This window comes from Lysobacter enzymogenes (genome assembly GCF_023617245.1).
GTDB lineage: Bacteria > Pseudomonadota > Gammaproteobacteria > Xanthomonadales > Xanthomonadaceae > Lysobacter > Lysobacter yananisis.
The window spans coordinates 2,543,227-2,561,022 of the sequence record NZ_CP067396.1 but is presented as its reverse complement, the minus strand read 5'-3'; the positions used below and the strand labels follow the sequence as shown (position 1 = coordinate 2,561,022).

The 17,796-nt window shown below is 74.2% G+C and carries 5 protein-coding genes; 3 read left to right on the top strand and 2 right to left on the bottom strand.

From position 1 onward, the window contains the following. Positions 1–126: 126 nt before the first annotated feature. Entirely contained in the window at positions 127–774 is a 648-nt protein-coding gene (locus tag JHW41_RS10755) for a response regulator (RefSeq protein WP_057947935.1), read from the bottom strand. Between the two features lie 400 nt (positions 775–1,174). On the opposite strand from JHW41_RS10755, the gene JHW41_RS10750 reads away from it, so the two are divergent. Continuing rightward, positions 1,175–2,002, top strand: a complete 828-nt coding sequence (locus JHW41_RS10750; RefSeq protein WP_250449891.1) for an isocitrate lyase/PEP mutase family protein — start codon at positions 1,175–1,177, stop codon at positions 2,000–2,002. A gap of 155 nt (positions 2,003–2,157) precedes the next feature. Here JHW41_RS10750 and JHW41_RS10745 read toward each other — a convergent pair whose 3' ends face one another. Then, the gene (locus tag JHW41_RS10745; RefSeq protein WP_250449890.1) at positions 2,158–2,559 is read right to left on the bottom strand and encodes a DUF4180 domain-containing protein; all 402 of its coding nucleotides are present in this window, start codon (positions 2,557–2,559) and stop codon (positions 2,158–2,160) included. Between the two features lie 443 nt (positions 2,560–3,002). Here JHW41_RS10745 and JHW41_RS10740 point away from each other — a divergent pair, with 443 nt between their 5' ends. Together JHW41_RS10740 and JHW41_RS10735 are read left to right on the top strand one after the other, a co-directional pair. Beyond that, positions 3,003–12,596, top strand: a complete 9,594-nt coding sequence (locus tag JHW41_RS10740) for a non-ribosomal peptide synthetase (RefSeq protein ID WP_250449889.1) — start codon at positions 3,003–3,005, stop codon at positions 12,594–12,596. A gap of 44 nt (positions 12,597–12,640) precedes the next feature. After that, a complete protein-coding gene (locus JHW41_RS10735; protein WP_250449888.1) occupies positions 12,641–17,788 on the top strand; it encodes a non-ribosomal peptide synthetase in 5,148 nt (1,715 codons plus the stop codon). Positions 17,789–17,796 lie beyond the last annotated feature (8 nt).

Here is a 17,796-nt window from a genome sequence, read left to right as displayed (position 1 = left end):
TAAAGGCCCTCCCACAAGAACAAAAAGGCCCCGGCGTGCGCCGGAGCCCTTCGCTCGATTCGATGTCCTACCCGCTTGCGGCAGGTCGCTTCGACTAACCGGGCCGGAGCCCGCGGCCGCCCCGCCTTACAGCGAATGCGCCGGATCGGCCAGGCCGTACTGCGCCGCCAGCCGCGCCAGGGCGATGGTGTCGGTGATCGTCAGTTTCTCGAACAAGCGGGTCTTGTGGGTGTTGACGGTCTTCGCGCTCAGGCTCAGGCGCTTGGCGATCTCTTCCTGGCGGAACCCCTGCACCAGCAGCAAGGCGATCTCCAGTTCGCGCGGCGAGAGTTCGTCGAACGGCGAAGCGCCGCCGTCGAGGGTGGACAACGCCAGGTGTTGGGCGATGTTGCTGGCGAGGTAGCGCTTGCCGCGCGCCACGTCGCGGATCGCGCGCAGCAGTTCGCTGGCGTCGCCGCCCTTGCCCACGTAGCCCGAGGCGCCGGCCTCGAGCAGGCGCTTGGGCATCGGCCCGTCTTCGAGCACCGAGACGATGATGACGCGGGTGCCATGGTCGCCCTTGACGATGCGCTCGGTGACCTCCAGCCCGCTCACGCCGGGCAGGTGCAGGTCGCACAGCACCACGTCGGGCTTGAGCTTGCGGATCTGCGGCAAGGCTTCCTCGCCGCTTTCCACGTCGCCGAGCACTTCGATATCCGTCTCCGCCGAGAGGATCATGCGCATGCCCGTACGCACCAGCGCATGGTCGTCCACGATGAATACACGGATGGTCATACCGTCCCCAGAACTGCTTTCTTCACAAAGCCTACGCTGGCGAGGCTACGCGGCGCCCCGGGCACCGCGCAAGGCGATGCGATCCATGGGCTCAACGCCGGTGTCCGGCAATCGCACCGGGCCGGGCCCCGCGCGCGCCGAAAAGGCGCATGTCCGCGATAGCGGCGCCGGCAACCGATGAACTGGGTCACAACTTGCGAATCCCCAGGCTGAGTTGCCAGTGCGAGCGCGCGGCAATGGTATCCCAGCGGCGCGACGCTGAACGGACAAGCGGCGCAAATGGCGAAAAAAACCGCTCCCGCCATCGCCGCGGGCGGCCGCCGACAGTGTCCGAAAACGGCCGGTCGGCGCGCGCAGCGCATGCCATGCTGGGCGCCTTCCCCACCGCGCAGACACCGCCATGACCCCGCAAAGCGAACGCGCCGAGCGCTTCCGCCGCCTCCACTACGACGACCCGCAGCGTCCGGGCCCGCTGCTGCTCGCCAACGCCTGGGACGCCGGCAGCGCGCGCCTGATCGAAAGCCTGGGCGCGCCCGCCGTCGCCACCACCAGCGCCGGCGTGGCCTGGGCGCACGGTTTCGCCGACGGCGACCATCTGCCGGTGCCGCGCCTGGTCGCCACCGTCGCCGACATCGTCCGCGCAGTGCGGGTGCCGCTGAGCGTGGACGTGGAAGGCGGCTACTCCGACGATCCCGACACCGTCGCCGACCACGTCGCCGGCCTGGTCGAGGTCGGCGCGGTCGGCATCAACATCGAAGACGGCGGCGGCGCGCCGGAGCTGCTGTGCGCCAAGATCGAGCGGATCCGGCGGGCGACCGCGACGCTGGGCGTGGCGCTGTTCGTCAATGCGCGCACCGACGTCTACCTGCGCGGCCTGGTCCCCGAAGCGCAGCGCGTGGACGAAACCTTGGCGCGCGCGGCGCGCTACCGCGAGGCCGGCGCCGACGGCCTGTTCGTGCCCGGACTGACCGACGAAACCCAGGTGCGCGCGATCGCCGCCGGCGCCGGCCTGCCGCTGAACCTGCTCGCGCGCGCCGCGCTGCCGCCGGCATCGCAGTTGCGCGAATGGGGCGTGCGCCGGCTCAGCGCCGGCTCCGACCTCGCCCAATCGGCGCATGCGCGGGTGCGCGCGCTGGCCGCGGACTTCCTGCGCGACGGCGACTCGCGCCCGCTGTCGGCGCAGGCCCTGCCCTACTCCGAACTCAACGCGCTGTTCTCGCCGCGCTGACCCGCGCCGCGATCGTCGCGCCCGCGCTCAGTCGGGCGATACCGAATCGGCCAAGCCCGAATCGGCCAAGCCCAAGTCGGACGATGCCGCGTCGAACGCCGCTGCATCGATGAGCGCCGGCCGCCGGGCCGGCGCCCGGCGATCCGCGCGCGGTTTCAGCCCGAGCCGAGCCGTCGCGCCAGTTCGTCGAGGTCGGCGACGAACAACACCGTGCGCCCTTCGCCGCATTCGCGCACCCAGTCGCGCAAGGCCGAACTGCGTTGCAACTGCGCCTGGATGTCGCCGACCACCGCCAGGCGCAGGCGATAGTTCGCCGCCTTCTGCGCGATCTCACCGGCCAGGCCGCTGGCGAGGCGGAAGAACGACGCGTCCAGCCGCTGCGCCGCGATCGCCAGCACCGTCGCGCCGGCGAACGAGGCTTCGCCGATCAGGTCGGTCGCCGCGCGCGCGTCGGCGATCGGCGCGCCGTCGGCCGGACACAGCAACACCCGTTCGTTGCCTAGCGGCAACACCGTGAACACCGGTGCGTCGTCGGCGGCGGGATTGGCGTCGTTCATCGGCGAAGTCCTGTTCAGTCGCAGACGCGACCTTCGCCCGCGCCGCGCGCCGATGCAAGCGCGCGCGTCTGCCGCGTTCTCAGGCCATGGGACGCGCGCCCGTCAAGCTCGGCGGCCATGACAACCATCACTTCGGAACCCGCGCATTCGTTGCCAGACTGCGCCGGCGCGGCCCGTGCGAGGCGCGCGCCGAACGTCGCCGGCCATCGTGAAAACGGGCACCGGTCACGTTCGTTTCAACGCGAACGGATGCCCGTTGGTTCCGCGGCGATCGCGCCGCCCAAGCCGAGCCCCAGCCCTATTCGCCAGCGCGCCGCCATCGCGTCGCTTCCGCTTCCCGTTCACGAGTCGCCCGCGGCGACGTTGCGTGCTGTCCGTCGCCCCGCGACGCGGACGCCGGCGCGCGCCCCCGCCCGTCGATGATCCCGGAGTCCTCTGCGTTCATGCCTTCTCTCCACGATCCGCTTTCCAGCGCCGCCGCGCGCCGCGATCCCGGCCACGACGATGCGGTCGGCCTGCACCGCCTGTTCGAACGCCAGGCCGCGCGCCGGCCCGAGGCCGTCGCCCTGGTCCACGACGGCCAACGCATGCGCTACGCCGAACTCAACGCGCGCGCCAACCGGCTCGCGCAGCGCCTGATCGACGCCGGCGCCGGCCCCGACCGGCTCGTCGCGTTCTGCGCACAACGCGGCTTCGCCCTGCCGGTGGCCGCGCTGGCCGCGCTCAAGGCCGGCGCCGCCTACCTGCCGTTCGACCCCGCCCACGCGTCCGCGCGGCTGGCCTCGATGCTGGCCGACGCCGCGCCGACCCTGGCGCTGTGCGACGACAGCGGCCGCCGCGCGCTCGGCGAGGCGGCGCTGGCGCGCATGCGCTGCTTCGATCCACTGGCCGACTCCGTTTGCTCCGCCGCCGGCGACGACGACGAACCCGCCTGGGCGGCGCGCAATCCGCGCATCGCCGCGCTGCGCCCGCACCATCTGGCCTACGTCATCTACACCTCCGGCTCGACCGGCGCGCCCAAGGGCGTGATGGTCGAACACCGCAACCTGCTCTATCTCGCCGCGACCGAGACCGCCCGCTTCGGCGTGGACGCGCACAGCCGCATCGCCCAGTTCGCCTCGCCCGGCTTCGACGCCAGCGTGCTGGAACTGGTCATGGCCCTGGCCAACGGCGCCGAACTGCACCTCGCCACACCGGCGCAGCGCGCCAGCGCCGAAGCCTTCAACGAGTGGTTCGAACGCGAGCGGCTGACCCATGCGCTGCTGCCGCCGGCGTTCCTGCAGGGCCGCGCGCTGCGCTTCGCGCATCGGCCGGTGCTGATGCTCGGCGGCGAAGCGCCGAGTCCGGCGCTGGTGCGCGAACTCGCCGGGCAGGCGACCGTGATCAACGCCTACGGCCCGACCGAGATCACCGTCTGCGCGACCCAATGGATCGCGCCGCAGGCCGATGCCGGCGAATCCGCACCGGTGCCGATCGGCCGCGCGCTCGCCGGCGCCCGCGTGTACCTGCTCGATGCCGACGGCCGTCCGGTCGCGCGCGGCGAAACCGGCGAGATCCACATCGGCGGCGACGGCGTCGCGCGCGGTTATCTCGGCCGCCCCGAACTCAGCGCCGAACGCTTCCTCGCCGATCCTTTCGCCGTCGGGCGCGGCGCGCGCATGTACCGCAGCGGCGATCTCGCGCGCGAGCTCGACGACGGCTCGCTGCTGTTCCTGGGCCGCAACGATCACCAGCTCAAGCTGCGCGGCTACCGCATCGAACCGGGCGAGATCCAGGCGCGCCTGGGCGAGCATCCGCAGGTGCGCGAGTGCGCCGTGCTGGCGCGCGAGGACGCGCCGGGCGAAACGCAGTTGGTCGGTTACTACACCGGCGACGCCGCGCCGGCCGCGTTGCGCGCGTTCCTCGCCGCGCGCCTGCCCGACTACATGCTGCCGGCCGCCTTCGTCGCGCTGCCGGCGCTGCCGCTGACCGGCAACGGCAAGCTCGACCGCGCCGCGTTGCCCGCGCCGGGCGAGGCCGACCGCGCGCGCGCGCAGTACCGGCCGCCGCAAGGCGAGGACGAGCGCGCGCTGGCGCGGCTGTGGAGCGAGTTGCTCGGCCTGGAACGGATCGGCCGCGACGACGATTTCTTCGCCCTCGGCGGCCACTCGCTGACCGCCGCGCGGCTGCGCGTGCGCGTGCGCGAACGCCATGGCGTGGAGCTGCCGATGGCGGCGCTGTTCGATCATCCGACCCTGGCGGCGTTCGCCGCCGCGTTCGCCGGCTTGCGTGCGCAGGCGCCGGCGGACGCGCTGCCGCCGATCGAACCTGCGCCGGCCGACGCCGCGCCCGCGGTCTCCCACGCGCAACGGCGGCTGTGGTTCCTGCACCAGCTCGAACCCGATCAGGTCCGCTACAACATGCCGCTGCGCCTGGACCTGGACGGCGAACTCGACGTCGCCGCGCTGCGCCGCAGCCTCGACGCCTTGTTCGCGCGCCATCAGGCGCTGCGCACGGTGTTCGCATCCGTCGACGGCGAAGCGCAGGCGCGCTTGCTGCCGGCGCAGCCGGGGCCGGCCCTGGCTGAGCACGACTTGCGCGGCGAGGCCGACGCGGCGCAGCGCTTGCACGAGCTGTGCGGCCTCGACGCGCGCACGCCGTTCGACCTGGCCGCCGGGCCGCTGATCCGCGCGCGCCTGATCCGCACCGGCGAACGCGCGCATACGCTGATGCTGGTGCAGCACCACATCGTCTGCGACGGCTGGTCGCTGCATCTGCTCGGCCGCGAACTCGGCGCGCTCTACGCCGCGCACCGCGCCGGCGCGCCCGACCCGCTGCCGCCGCTGCGCGTGCAATATCCCGACTACGCCGCGTGGGAACAGCGCTGGCTGCACGGCGAGCGGCTGGCGCCGCAGGCCGATTACTGGCGCGATGCGCTCGCCGGCGCACCGGCGCTGCTGGCGCTGCCGACCGACCGGCCGCGTCCGCCGCGGCCGCCGCAAGCCGCCGGCAGCCTGCCGTTGCGCATCGACGCCGAACGCGTCGCGCGCTTGCAGGCGCTGTGCCGCGCCCACGGCTGCAGCCTGTTCATGGCCGTGGCCGCGGCCTGGTCGCTGGTGCTGGCGCGGCTGTCCGGGCAGGACGAAGTAGTCATCGGCACGCCCTCGGCCAATCGCGAACGCGCCGAGATCGAACCGCTGCTGGGTTTCTTCGTCAACACCCTGGCGCTGCGCGTCGATGTCGGCGGCGAAGCCGACGTCGCCCAACTGCTGCAGCGCGTGCGCGCCGCCGCGCTCGGCGCCCAGGCCAACCAGGACCTGCCGTTCGAGCAAGTGGTCGAAATCGCCCAGCCCGAGCGCCGCATCGACCGCACGCCGTTGTTCCAGGCGCTGCTGGCCTGGCAGAGCAACGAGACCGGACGTTTCGACCTGCCCGGCCTGCACGTGCGCGCGAGCCAGCCGTTCGCGGCGGTGCGCTTCGAGCTGGAACTGCACCTGCGCGAGCAGGACGGCGAACTGGTCGGCGAACTCGGCTATGCCAGCGAACTGTTCGACGCGGCCACCGTCGAGCGCCAGTTGCGCTATCTGCGCGCGGCGCTGGACGCGTTCTGCGCGCGGCCGCGGCAACCGGTCGCGCGCATCGACCTGATCGGCGCGGACGAACGCGCGCACCTGCTCGAACAGCTCGGCCGCGGCGAACCCGAGGCGCAGCCCCGGCCGCCCGAATGCGTGCATCGCCTGTTCGAACGCCAGGCCCGCGCGACCCCGCAGGCGACCGCGCTGATCCATGCCGGGCGACGCATGGACTACGCCGAACTCGACGCGCGCGCCGAACGCCTGGCGCGGCGGCTGCGCGCGCTCGGCGCCGGTCCCGACCAGCGCGTCGGGCTGTGCGCGCGCCGTGGTTTCGGCGTCGTGGTCGGCGCGCTGGCCGCGCTCAAGGCCGGCGCCGCTTACGTGCCGCTGGACCTCGATCATCCGCGCGAACGCCTGGCCCAGGTGCTCGCCGACGCCGCGCCGGTGGCGGTGCTGGCCGACGCCGCGGGACGCGAAGCGCTGGCCGCGACGCCGGCGAACGCGACGCCGGCGCTGGACCTCGACGCGGCGTTGGCGGACGCGCTCGACGGCCACGACCGGGAACCGGCCGAACTCGCGCCGCAGGCCGAACCCGACCCGCAACACCTCGCCTACGTGATCTACACCTCCGGCTCGACCGGCGCGCCCAAGGGCGTGGCGATGCCGCACGCGCCGCTGGCGCAGTTGCTGCACTGGCAACGCAGCGCGCTGGCGCCGGCGCGACGCGTGCTGCAGTTCGCCGCGCTCGGCTTCGACGTGGCGTTCCAGGAGATCTTCGGCGCGCTGTGCGGCGGCGCCGCGCTGGTGCTGCTCGACGCCGACCAGCGCCTGGACCTCGCCGCGCTGCCGGCGCTGTTGCGCGCGCAGCGCATCGACCGCCTGCACCTGCCCTACATCGCCGCGCAGGGACTGGCCGAAGCCGTCGAGGACGGCGGCGACGCGGCGCTGGACGCGCTGCGCGCGCACCTGCGCGAGATCGTCGTCGCCGGCGAGCAGTTGCGCCTGACTCCGCAACTGCGCTGGCTGCTGCGGCAGTTGCCGGATTGCCGGCTGCACAATCATTACGGCCCGACCGAAACCCACGTCGCGGTCGCTTGCGCGCTGGGTCCCGACCTCGACGCCGAACCCGACCATGCGCCGATCGGACGGCCGGTCTCGGGCAGCCGCGTCTACCTGCTCGACCGCCACGGCCAGCCGGTGCCGCGCGGCGCCGCCGGCGAGCTGTACCTGGCCGGCGCATGCGTGGCGCGCGGCTACCTGCACCGGCGCGAACTCGAATCCGAGCGTTTTCTCGCCGACCCGTTCGCCGAACCGCTCGCCGATCCGCTCGCCGAGCCGTCGGCCGGCGCGGTCGCGCGCATGTACCGCACCGGCGACCTCGCCCGCTTCCGCGCCGACGGGCGGCTGGAATTCCTCGGCCGCAACGACCAGCAGGTCAAGATCCGCGGCTTCCGCATCGAGCCGGGCGAAATCGAGGCGCGTCTGGCCGAACACGCGCAGGTGCGCGAGTGCGCGGTGCTCGCGCGCGAACGTCCCGACGGCCAGGCCGCGCTGGTGGCCTATGCGGTGCCCGCCGGCGGCGACATCCACCCCGGCGACGACGGCCGCGGCCGCGACTGGGCCGCCGCGCTGCGCGCACACCTGGCCGCGCGCCTGCCCGACTACATGCTGCCTTCGGCCTTCGTCGCCGTGCCCGCGCTGCCGGTCACGCCCAACGGCAAACTCGACGCGCGCGCTCTGCCGGCGCCGGACGCGGCCGCGTTCGCCCACGCCGCGTTCGAGGCGCCGCGCGGCGCCAGCGAAACCGCGCTGGCGAAGCTGTGGCAGGAACTGCTCGGGCTGGACCGGGTCGGCCGCGGCGACCACTTCTTCGAACTCGGCGGCCATTCGCTGATCGCGGTGCGGCTGCTGAGCCGGATCGGCCGGGCCTTCGCGATCGAGCTGCCGCTGGCCGAACTGTTCGCGCGCCCGCGCCTGGCCGATCTGGCCGCGGCCATCGACGCGCGCCTGGCACAGGCGGCGCAAGGCGACGACGACGTACCGGGCGCGCCGTCCGAGCCGATCCTGCCGCGCGGCGAAAACGACGGCGACGGCGAACTGCCGCTGTCGCTGGCGCAGCAACGGTTGTGGTTCCTCTCGCGCTTCCACGGCGCCAGCGCCACCTACCACATCCCGCTGGCGCTGCGCCTGCGCGGCGCGCTCGATACCGCCGCGCTGCGCCGCGCCCTGGACCGGATCTTCGCCCGCCACGAAGGCCTGCGCAGCGTGTTTCCCGAGCGCGGCGGCATCGCCCACGCGCGCCTGCTCGATCCGCGCGGCGGCGTCGACTGGGTGCAGCGCGACCTGCGCGGCGGCGACGCTCAGGCGCGTCTGCGCGAACACATGGACGAGGACGTCGACGCGCCGTTCGACCTCGCCCACGGGCCGCTGCTGCGCGCGCGCCTGTCGCGCCTGGACCGAGACACCCACGTGCTGTTGCTGGTGGTGCACCACATCGTCGCCGACGGCTGGTCGCTGGGCGTGCTGATGGACGAGTTGAGCGCGCTCTACGCCGCCTTCGCCGCCGGCCGCGCCGATCCGCTGCCGCCGCTGCCGGTGCAGTACCCCGACTACGCGATCTGGCAACGCCGCCGGTTCGCGCCCGGGCGCCTGCGCGCGCAGGCCGACTACTGGCGCGGCGCGCTGGCCGGCGCGCCGGCGCTGCTGGAACTGCCGCTGGACCGGCCGCGCCCGCCGCAGCAATCCTTCGCCGCCGGGTTCGTGCCGCTGCGCCTGGACGCGGCGCTGACCACCGCGCTCAAGCGCGTCGCCCAACGCCACGGCGCGACCGTGTTCATGACCGTGCTGGCGGCGTGGAGCGCGGTGCTGGCGCGGCTGTCGGGCCAGGACGACGTGGTGATCGGAGCGGCCACCGCCGGCCGCAACCGCCACGAAACCGAGCCGCTGATCGGCTTCTTCGTCAACACCCTGGCGCTGCGCATCGACCTGTCCGGCGCGCCCGGCCCGGCCGCGCTGCTGGCGCGCGCGCGCAAGGCCACGCTCGACGCGCAGGCGCACCAGGACCTGCCGTTCGAGCAAGTGGTCGACGCGCTGCAATTGCCGCGCCGGCTCGACCGCACGCCGGTGTTCCAGGCGATGTTCGCCTGGCAGAGCGACGAGGACGCGTTGCCGCGCCTGCCCGGCGTGGAGGCCGGCGCCGAACCGCTGCGCCTGCACTGGGCCAAGTTCGACCTGGAACTGGTGCTGGGCGAGCGCGACGGCGGCGTCGAAGGCGGCCTCAACTACGCCTGCGCGCTGTTCGACCCGGCCAGCGTCGAGCGCCATCGCGATTACCTGCTGGCGGCGCTGACCGCGCTCGCCGCGCAACGCCCCGATCCGGTCGCGCACTGGCCGCTGCTGCCGTCGCGCGAACGCGAGGCGCTGGTAAACGCGCGCAACCGCACCGAGATGGCGTTCGACCGCGACGGTCTGCTCGACCAGGCCTTCGCCCGCCAGGCGCGGCGCACGCCGCAAGCCGACGCGGTGGTCCACGGCGAGGCGCGGCTGAGCTATGCCGAACTCGACCGCCGCGCCGATCGCCTCGCCCACCGTCTGGTCGCGCGCGGCGTGGTCCGCGGCGACCGGGTCGCGCTGGGCGCGCAACGCGGCTTCGGCCTGATCGTCGGGATCCTCGCGATCCTCAAGGCCGGCGCGGCCTACGTGCCGTTCGATCCGGCCTATCCCTCGGCCCGGCTCGCGCGCATCCTCGCCGACGCCGCGCCGGCGCTGGCGCTGTGCGACGCCGCCGGCCACGCCGCGCTGGCGGCTTGCGCGCGCCCGTCGGCGATTGCGGACGCCGCCGCCGAACGCGGCGACCCGTCGCGCGACAGCGTATTGCCGCAGTTGGACCTCGACGACGCAACCCTGTGGTCGCAGGGCCCGACCCAGCCGCCGCAGGTCCCCGGGCGCGCGGCGTCGGACCTGGCCTATCTCATCTACACCTCCGGCTCGACCGGCGCGCCCAAGGGCGTGATGGTCGAACACCGCAACGCGATGCACCTGGCCGCGGCGCAGGCGCGGCGCCTGCGCACCGGCCGGCGCAGCCGGGTGCTGCAGTTCGCCTCGATCGGCTTCGACGCCAGCGTGTTCGACCTGCTGATGGCGTTCGGACTCGGCGGCGCGCTGTACCTGCCCGATCCGGCCGATCGCGAAAGCGCGCCGGCGCTGCTGGACTTCGTCCGCCGCCGCCGCATCACCCACGCGACCCTGCCGCCGGCGTTGCTGCAAGGCCACGCGATCGCGCCGTTCGCGCACCGCCCGACGTTCCTGCTCGGCGGCGAAGCGCCGAGCCCGGCCTTGGTGCGCGAGCTGTCGCGGCATGCGCGCGTGATCAACGCCTACGGCCCCACCGAGATCACCGTCTGCGCCAGCGCCTGGACCGCGCCGCGCGCGCAGGCGCCGCAGGCCGAAGCCGCCGATGCGCCGGTGCCGATCGGCCGGCCGCTGCCGAACGTGCGCCTGTACCTGCTCGATGCGCAGCGGCAACCGGTGCCGACCGGCGCGGTCGGCGAGTTGTACATCGGCGGCGCCGGGGTCGCCCGCGGCTACTTCGGCCGCCCCGACCTCACCGCCGAACGCTTCCTCGCCGATCCCTTCGACCCGCGGCCGGGCGCGCGCATGTACCGCAGCGGCGATCTCGCCCGTTACCTGCCCGACGGCGAGCTGCTGTTCCTCGGCCGCAACGACGAGCAGATCAAGCTGCGCGGCTTCCGCATCGAGCCGGCGGAAATCCAGGCCCACCTCGATGCGCATCCGGCGGTGCGCGAATGCGCGGTGATCGCGCGCGAGGACCGCGCCGGCGAACCTTATCTGGCGGCCTACGTGGTCGCCGATCCGGATCGCGCGGAAACCGGCGATGAAGCCCTGGCCGCATCGCTGCGCGCGTACTTGAGCGAACGCCTGCCCGACTACATGCGTCCGGCCGCGTTCGTGCGCGTGCACGCGCTGCCGCTGACCGCGCACGGCAAGCTCGACCGGCGCGCGCTGCCCGCGCCCGGCGGCGACCACTTCGCCCGCGCCGCCTACCATCCGCCGCGGCCCGGCGAAGAATCGCGCCTGGCCGAACTGTGGCGCGAATTGCTGGACGTGCAGCGGATCGGCCGCCACGACGATTTCTTCGAACTCGGCGGGCACTCGCTGCGCGCGGTGCAACTGGCCGCGCGGCTGGACGAGGCCTTCGGCGTGCGGGTGCCGGTGCGCGAGTTGTTCGCGCATCCGCGTCTGGACGAGATGGCCGCGTTGCTGGCGAGCGGCGCGCAGACGCGCGGAGGGTCCGACGCTGCGCTCGATCTGGACGCCGAAGCGCGACTGGAGCCGGGCATCGACGGCGCCGGGCTCGCCGCGGCGACGCCGCCGGCGCAGTACCGCGAACTGCTGCTGACCGGCGCCACCGGCTTCCTCGGCGCGTTCCTGCTGCAGGCGCTGCTGCAACGCACCCAGGCGCGGGTGCATTGCCTGGTGCGCTGCGCCGACGCCGCCGACGGCCGGCGCCGGCTCGACGCCGCCCTGGCCGCGCTCGGCTTGCGCGCCAGCGATCCGGCGCGCGTGGCGATCGTGCCGGGCGATCTGGCCGAGCCGCGGCTCGGCCTGGACGCGCGCGACTTCGCCGACTTGGCCGAACGCATCGACGCGATCTACCACAACGGCGCCTGGGTCAACTCGCTGCACGGTTACGTCGCGCTCAAGCCGGCCAACGTCGGCGGCACCCGCGAAGTCATGCGTCTGGCATCGAACGCGCGGCGCAAGCACGTGCACTACGTCTCGACCCTGAGCACCCTGCCCGCGCCGGCGCAAGTGCGCGCGCTCGGCGAGCCCGCCGAGGACGAAGAAGCGCTGGCGCGCTGCTGGCGCGCGCTCGGCTCGGGCTACGCGCGCAGCAAGTGGGTCGCCGAACGCTTGCTGCGCGCCGGCGGCGAACGCGGCCTGCCGTTCACCGTCTACCGTCCCACCCATATCGCCGGCGCGGCCGACAGCGGCGCCTGCAACGCCAGCGACGCCTGGAGCCTGTTCGTGCAAGCCTGCTACCGGCTCGGCGCCGCGCCGGACATCGACCTGCGCATGAACTCGCTGGCGGTGGACCGCATGGCCGCGGCGATCGTCGAACTGTCGCTGCGCGGCGACAGCGCCGGACGCAGCCTCAACCTCGCCGACGCGCACGGTTACCGCCTCGCCGACTGGATCGACTGCGTGCTCGAACAACCCGGCATGGCCGCCGCCCGCCGCCCGTACGCGCAGTGGTTGCGCGATTGCGCGGCCGACCCGGCCACCGCCGCGGTCGCCTCGATCCTGCCGGCCGAACTGGCGCCGGGCGACGACGACGAGGATCACGGCGACACCGTCGTCGGCAACGCCATGACCGAACTGCTCGACCCGGCCGCCAGCCCGCCGCTGGACCGCGAACACCTGCGCCGCTGCGCGCGCTGGCTGTACCGCCATCGCGGCTGAGGCGCCGGGTCCCCCACCGATTCCCCCACCATCGCGACGAGACCATGGACGAGATCCGTACGAACCACCCGATTCCGGCGCCCGCGGACGCCGGCCACGAAGACCCCGCCGAGCGCGGCAGCGTGCACGCGCTGTTCGAACGCCAGGCCCAACGCACACCGCATGCGCCGGCACTGGAACATGCCGGACGCACGCTGAGCTACGCCGCGCTCGACGCCTGCGCCGAGCGGCTGGCGCGGCGCTTGCGCGCGCTCGGCGTCGTCGCCGGCGACCGCGTCGCGATCTGCGCCGAACGCGGATTCGCTCCGGCGGTGGCGATGCTGGCCACGCTCAAGGCCGGCGCCGCCTACCTGCCGCTGGACCCCGACTATCCGCGCGCACGGCTGCACCTGCTGCTGGACGATGCCGCGCCCGCTGCGCGCCTGTACGACGCAGCCGGACGGCGCGCGCTGGGCCTGGACGATGCGCGCGACGGCGACGATCGGTCCTGGATCGCCGTGGACGACTGGGCCGAACCGGCGCCCGATCCGACACCCGCCGTGGCCGAACACGACGCCGGCTGCGCGCACAGCGACGACCCGCAACGCCCGGCCTACGTGATCTACACCTCCGGCTCGACCGGCCGCCCCAAGGGCGTGGCGATGGCGCACGCGCCGCTGCTGAACCTGCTGCGCTGGCAGCGCGGCCAGTTCGGCGCGGGCCTGCGCACCTTGCAGTTCGCCGCGCTCGGTTTCGACGTCTCGTTCCAGGAAATCTTCGGCGCGCTGTGCGACGGCGCGACCCTGGTCGTCGCCGAATCCGGACTGCGCCACGACTTCGCCGCGCTCGCGCGCGCCCTGTACGAACGCAGGATCCAGCGCCTGCACCTGCCCTACCTGGCGCTGAGCGCGCTGGCCGATGCGTTGGCCGACGCCGACGACGCCACCGTCGCCGGCCTGCGCGAACACCTCGCCGAGGTGATCGTCGCCGGCGAGCAACTGCGCCTGACCCCGGCCATCCGCGCGATGTTCGCGCGCCTGCCGGCGACCCGCCTGCACAACCACTACGGTCCGACCGAGACCCATGTGGTCAGCGCGCACGTGCTCGGCCCCGGCGGCGCGCAGTCGGTCGCCGACGCGCCCGCGCACGTGCCGATCGGCCGCGCCGTCGCCGGCGTGCGGCTGTACCTGCTCGATCCGCAGCGCCGGCCGGTGCGCGACGGCGACAGCGGCGAACTGTGGATCGGCGGCGCGGCGCCGGCGCTGGGCTATCTGCACCAGGACGAACTCAGCGCGCAGCGCTTCCCCGCCGATCCCTTCGACCCGCGGCCGGGCGCGCGAATGTACCGCAGCGGCGACCTCGCCCGCCGCCTGCCCGGCGGCGAGTTGGAGTTCCTCGGCCGCAACGACGAACAGGTCAAGATCCGCGGTTTCCGGGTCGAACCCGGCGAGATCGCCGCGCAACTGGCCGCGCATCCGCGCGTGCGCGAAGCCGCGGCGGTCGCGCGCGCCGGCGCGGACGGCGCGCTGGAACTGGTCGCATACGCCGCGCCCGCGCCCGGCGACGGCGGCGGCGCCGACTTCGCCGCCGCTTTGCGCGAACACCTGCGCGAACGCCTGCCCGAGCCGCTGCGCCCGGCCGCGATCGTCGTGGTCGCGGCGCTGCCGCGCAGCGCCCACGGCAAGCTCGACCGCGCCGCGCTGCCGTCGCCCGACGACGACGCCTACGGCCGCCGCGACTACCGCGCGCCGCGACCCGGCGGCGAAACCGAGCTTGCGCGGCTGTGGCAGGAACTGCTCGGCCGCGAACGCATCGGCCGCGACGACGATTTCTTCGCCCTCGGCGGGCATTCGCTGAGCGCCGCGCGCCTGCTCGGCCGGCTGCGCCGACAATGGCGGGTCGAGCTGCCGGTCAGCGCGATCTGGCAACACCCGACCCTGGCCGCGCAGGCCGCCGCGCTCGACGCGCTGCGCGGCGCGGCCGCCGCTGCGGCGGAACCGCCGCAGCCCGGCGCCGGCGCCGCCGCCGCGACGCTGTCCTCGAATCAGCGCCGGCTGTGGTTCCTCAGCCAGCTCGACGGCATCGGCGGCGCGTACCACATCGCCTTGCCGCTGCGCCTGCGCGGCGCGCTCGACCTCGCCGCGCTGCGCGCCGCGCTGGACGCGCTGTCGGCGCGCCATGCCAGCCTGCGCTCGCGTTTCGTCGCCGTCGGCGGCGAACCGCGCCTGCAGCTGGCGCCCGAGACCAGCGCGTTCGCGCTGCGCGAATGCGACCTGCGCGGCGCCGGCGACGCGGCATTGCGCGACGCGCTCCAACGCGAAGCCGAAACCGCCTTCGATCTAGAACGCGGCCCGCCGGCGCGGGCGCTGCTGGCGCGCAGCGGCGACGACGAATTCCATCTGCTGCTGACCCTGCACCATATCGTCGCCGACGGCGAATCGCTGCGGCCGCTGGCGCGCGACCTGAGCGCGCTGTACGCCGCCTTCGTCCAAGGCCGGTCCGATCCGCTGCCGCCGCTGCCGTGGCAGTTCCCCGACTACGCCGCCTGGCAGCAGCGCCGGCTCGACCAACGCGAGGCGGTGGATGCGCTGCAGCAGCACTGGCGCACCGCGCTGGCCGACGCGCCGGCATTGCTGGACCTGCCGACCCGACAGCCGCGCCCGCCGCTGCAGAGCTTCGACGGCGCGCTGCTGCCGCTGCGGATCGAACCGGCGCTGGCCGAGGCGTTGCGCCGGCGCGCGCGCCGCCACGGCACCAGCCTGTTCGCGCTGGTGCTCGCCGCGTGGGCGCTGGTACTCTCGCGCCTGTCCGGACAAAGCGAGGTCGTCGTCGGCGCGCCCAACGCGCAACGCGACTGGGCCGGCAGCGAGGCGCTGATCGGCTTCTTCGTCGACACCCTGGCCCTGCGCATCGATCTGTCCGGCGAGCCCGACGCCGACGAGCTGATCGAGCGCGCGCGCCGCAGCGCGCTCGACGCGCAGGACCACGCGCTGCCGTTCGAGCGCGTGGTCGAAGCATTGAACCCGCCGCGCCGCGCCGACCGCACACCGCTGTTCCAGGCCGTGCTGGCCTGGCAGGGCGAGGACGAACCCGTCTTCGAGCTGCCCGGGATCGACGCGCAGGTGCTGGAGCTGGACCTGGAATTGGGCCTGGAATTGGGCGGCGCCAAGTTCGACCTGGAACTGCAACTGGGCGAACGCGCCGGCGCCCTGGTCGGCGGCTTGCGCTATGCCACCGCGCTGTTCGCGCCGGCGGCGATCGAACGCCATCGCGGCTACCTGCTCGCCGCGCTGCGCGCGCTGGCCGAGGACGCGCCCGGCCCGGTCGCCGGCTTCGAGCTGATCGGCGCGGACGAGCGCCGGCAACTGCTGCACGACTGGAACCGCACCGACGCCGACTATCCGCGCGAAGCCTGCTTCCATCATCTGTTCGAACGGCAGGCCAAGCACGCGCCCGAGGCGATCGCGCTCGAACACGCCGGCACGCGCTGGAGCTACGCCGCGCTCGACGCCGCCGCCAACCGCCTCGCCCATCGCCTGATCGCGGCCGGCGTCGGCCCCGACCGGCGCGTGGCGCTGTGCGCGCAACGCGGCGCCGGCGCGATCGTCGCGATCCTGGCCGTGCTCAAGGCCGGCGGCGCCTACGTGCCGCTGGACCCGGCCCACGCCTCGGCGCGTTTCGCCCGCGTGCTCGCCGACGCCGCGCCGGTGTGCGCGCTGGCCGACGAGGAAGGCCGCCGCGCCCTGGCCGCGGCCGGCGCGCACGGCGACTGGCCGCTGTTCGCGCTCGACGATCCGGCCCTGGTCGAGGGCTGCGCCGACACCGCGCCGCAACGCGCCGATCTCGGTCCGCAGCATCTGGCCTACATCGTCTACACCTCCGGCTCCACCGGCGATCCCAAGGGGGTGATGGTCGAACATCGCCAGTTGGTCCAGTTCGCCCACAGCCAGGCCGAGCGCTTCGGCATCGATGCGCACAGCCGCATCGCCCAGTTCGCTTCGCTGGGCTTCGACGCCAGCCTGATCGAGATCGGCCTGAGCCTGTCGCGCGGCGCCGCGCTGTGCGTTCCCGGCGACGACGAACGCGCCGACGCCGGCGCCTACCTGGAGTGGATCGCGCGCGAGCGCATCGGCCTGAGCTACCTGCCGCCGGCGTTCCTGCAAGGGCGCGACGCCTTGCCGCGCTTCCAGACGCCGCCGCTGTTCCTGGTCGGCGGCGAAGCGGTGCCGCCGACGTTGCTGCGCATGCTGCAGCGCGGCGGCGCACGCCCCGTGCACGTGTACGGCCCGACCGAGACCACGGTGCTGGCCACCGCCTGGGAACCGCCGCCGCACTGGTCCGGCGACGCGCCGGCGCCGATCGGGCGCCCGCTCGCCAACACCCGCGCCTACGTGCTCGACGCCCAGCGCCGGCCGCTGCCGCTGGGCGCGCCGGGCGAGCTCTACCTCGGCGGCGCCGGCGTCGCGCGCGGCTACCTGGGCCGCGCCGAACTCGACGCCGAGCGCTATTTTCCCGACCCCTTCGATCCCCGCCCCGACGCGCGCATGTACCGCAGCGGCGACACGGTGCGTTATCGCGAAGACGGCGAACTGCTGTTCCTCGGCCGCGACGATGGTCAGGTCAAGCTGCGCGGCTATCGCATCGAACTCGGCGAGATCCAGGCGCGCCTGCGCGAGCACCCGGCGGTGCGCGAAGCCGCGGTGCTGCTGCGCGAGGACGAACCCGGCCGGCCGCGCCTGGTCGCCTATGTCGTCGCCGCGGCGGATCGCGAAGTCGGCGAGGAATCCTTCGCCGCCGCGCTGCGCGCGCACCTGGCCGAACGCCTGCCCGACTACATGCTGCCGGCCGCGTACGTGCGGCTGCAGGCGCTGCCGCTGACCGCCGGCGGCAAGCTCGAACGCCGCGCCCTGCCCGCGCCCGCCGGGGACGCGTTCGCGCGCGGCGATTACGCGCCGCCGCAAGGCGAACTGGAAACCCTGCTCGCGCAGTGGTGGCAGGAGCTTCTGGCGGCCGAACGCATCGGCCGCGACGACGACTTCTTCGAACTCGGCGGCCACTCGCTGCTGGCCATGCGCCTGCTGGCGCGATTGCGCGAGGAGCTGGACGTCGCGGTGGCGCCGTCGCTGCTGTTCCGCCGTCCGCGCCTGGCCGGCTTCGCCGAGGCGGTGCTGGCCGCGGCGCTGCAGGACGCCGCCGCGCCGGAACAGGAGTGAGACGCCGC

What these genes read in the sequence shown, in the direction of transcription:
- JHW41_RS10745 (WP_250449890.1), bottom strand. Translation starts at nt 2,559, where the DNA reads ATGAACGACGCCAATCCCGCCGCCGACGACGCACCGGTGTTCACGGTG.
- JHW41_RS10735 (WP_250449888.1), top strand. Translation starts at nt 12,641, where the DNA reads ATGGACGAGATCCGTACGAACCACCCGATTCCGGCGCCCGCGGACGCC.
- JHW41_RS10750 (WP_250449891.1), top strand. Translation starts at nt 1,175, where the DNA reads ATGACCCCGCAAAGCGAACGCGCCGAGCGCTTCCGCCGCCTCCACTAC.
- JHW41_RS10740 (WP_250449889.1), top strand. Translation starts at nt 3,003, where the DNA reads ATGCCTTCTCTCCACGATCCGCTTTCCAGCGCCGCCGCGCGCCGCGAT.
- JHW41_RS10755 (WP_057947935.1), bottom strand. Translation starts at nt 774, where the DNA reads ATGACCATCCGTGTATTCATCGTGGACGACCATGCGCTGGTGCGTACG.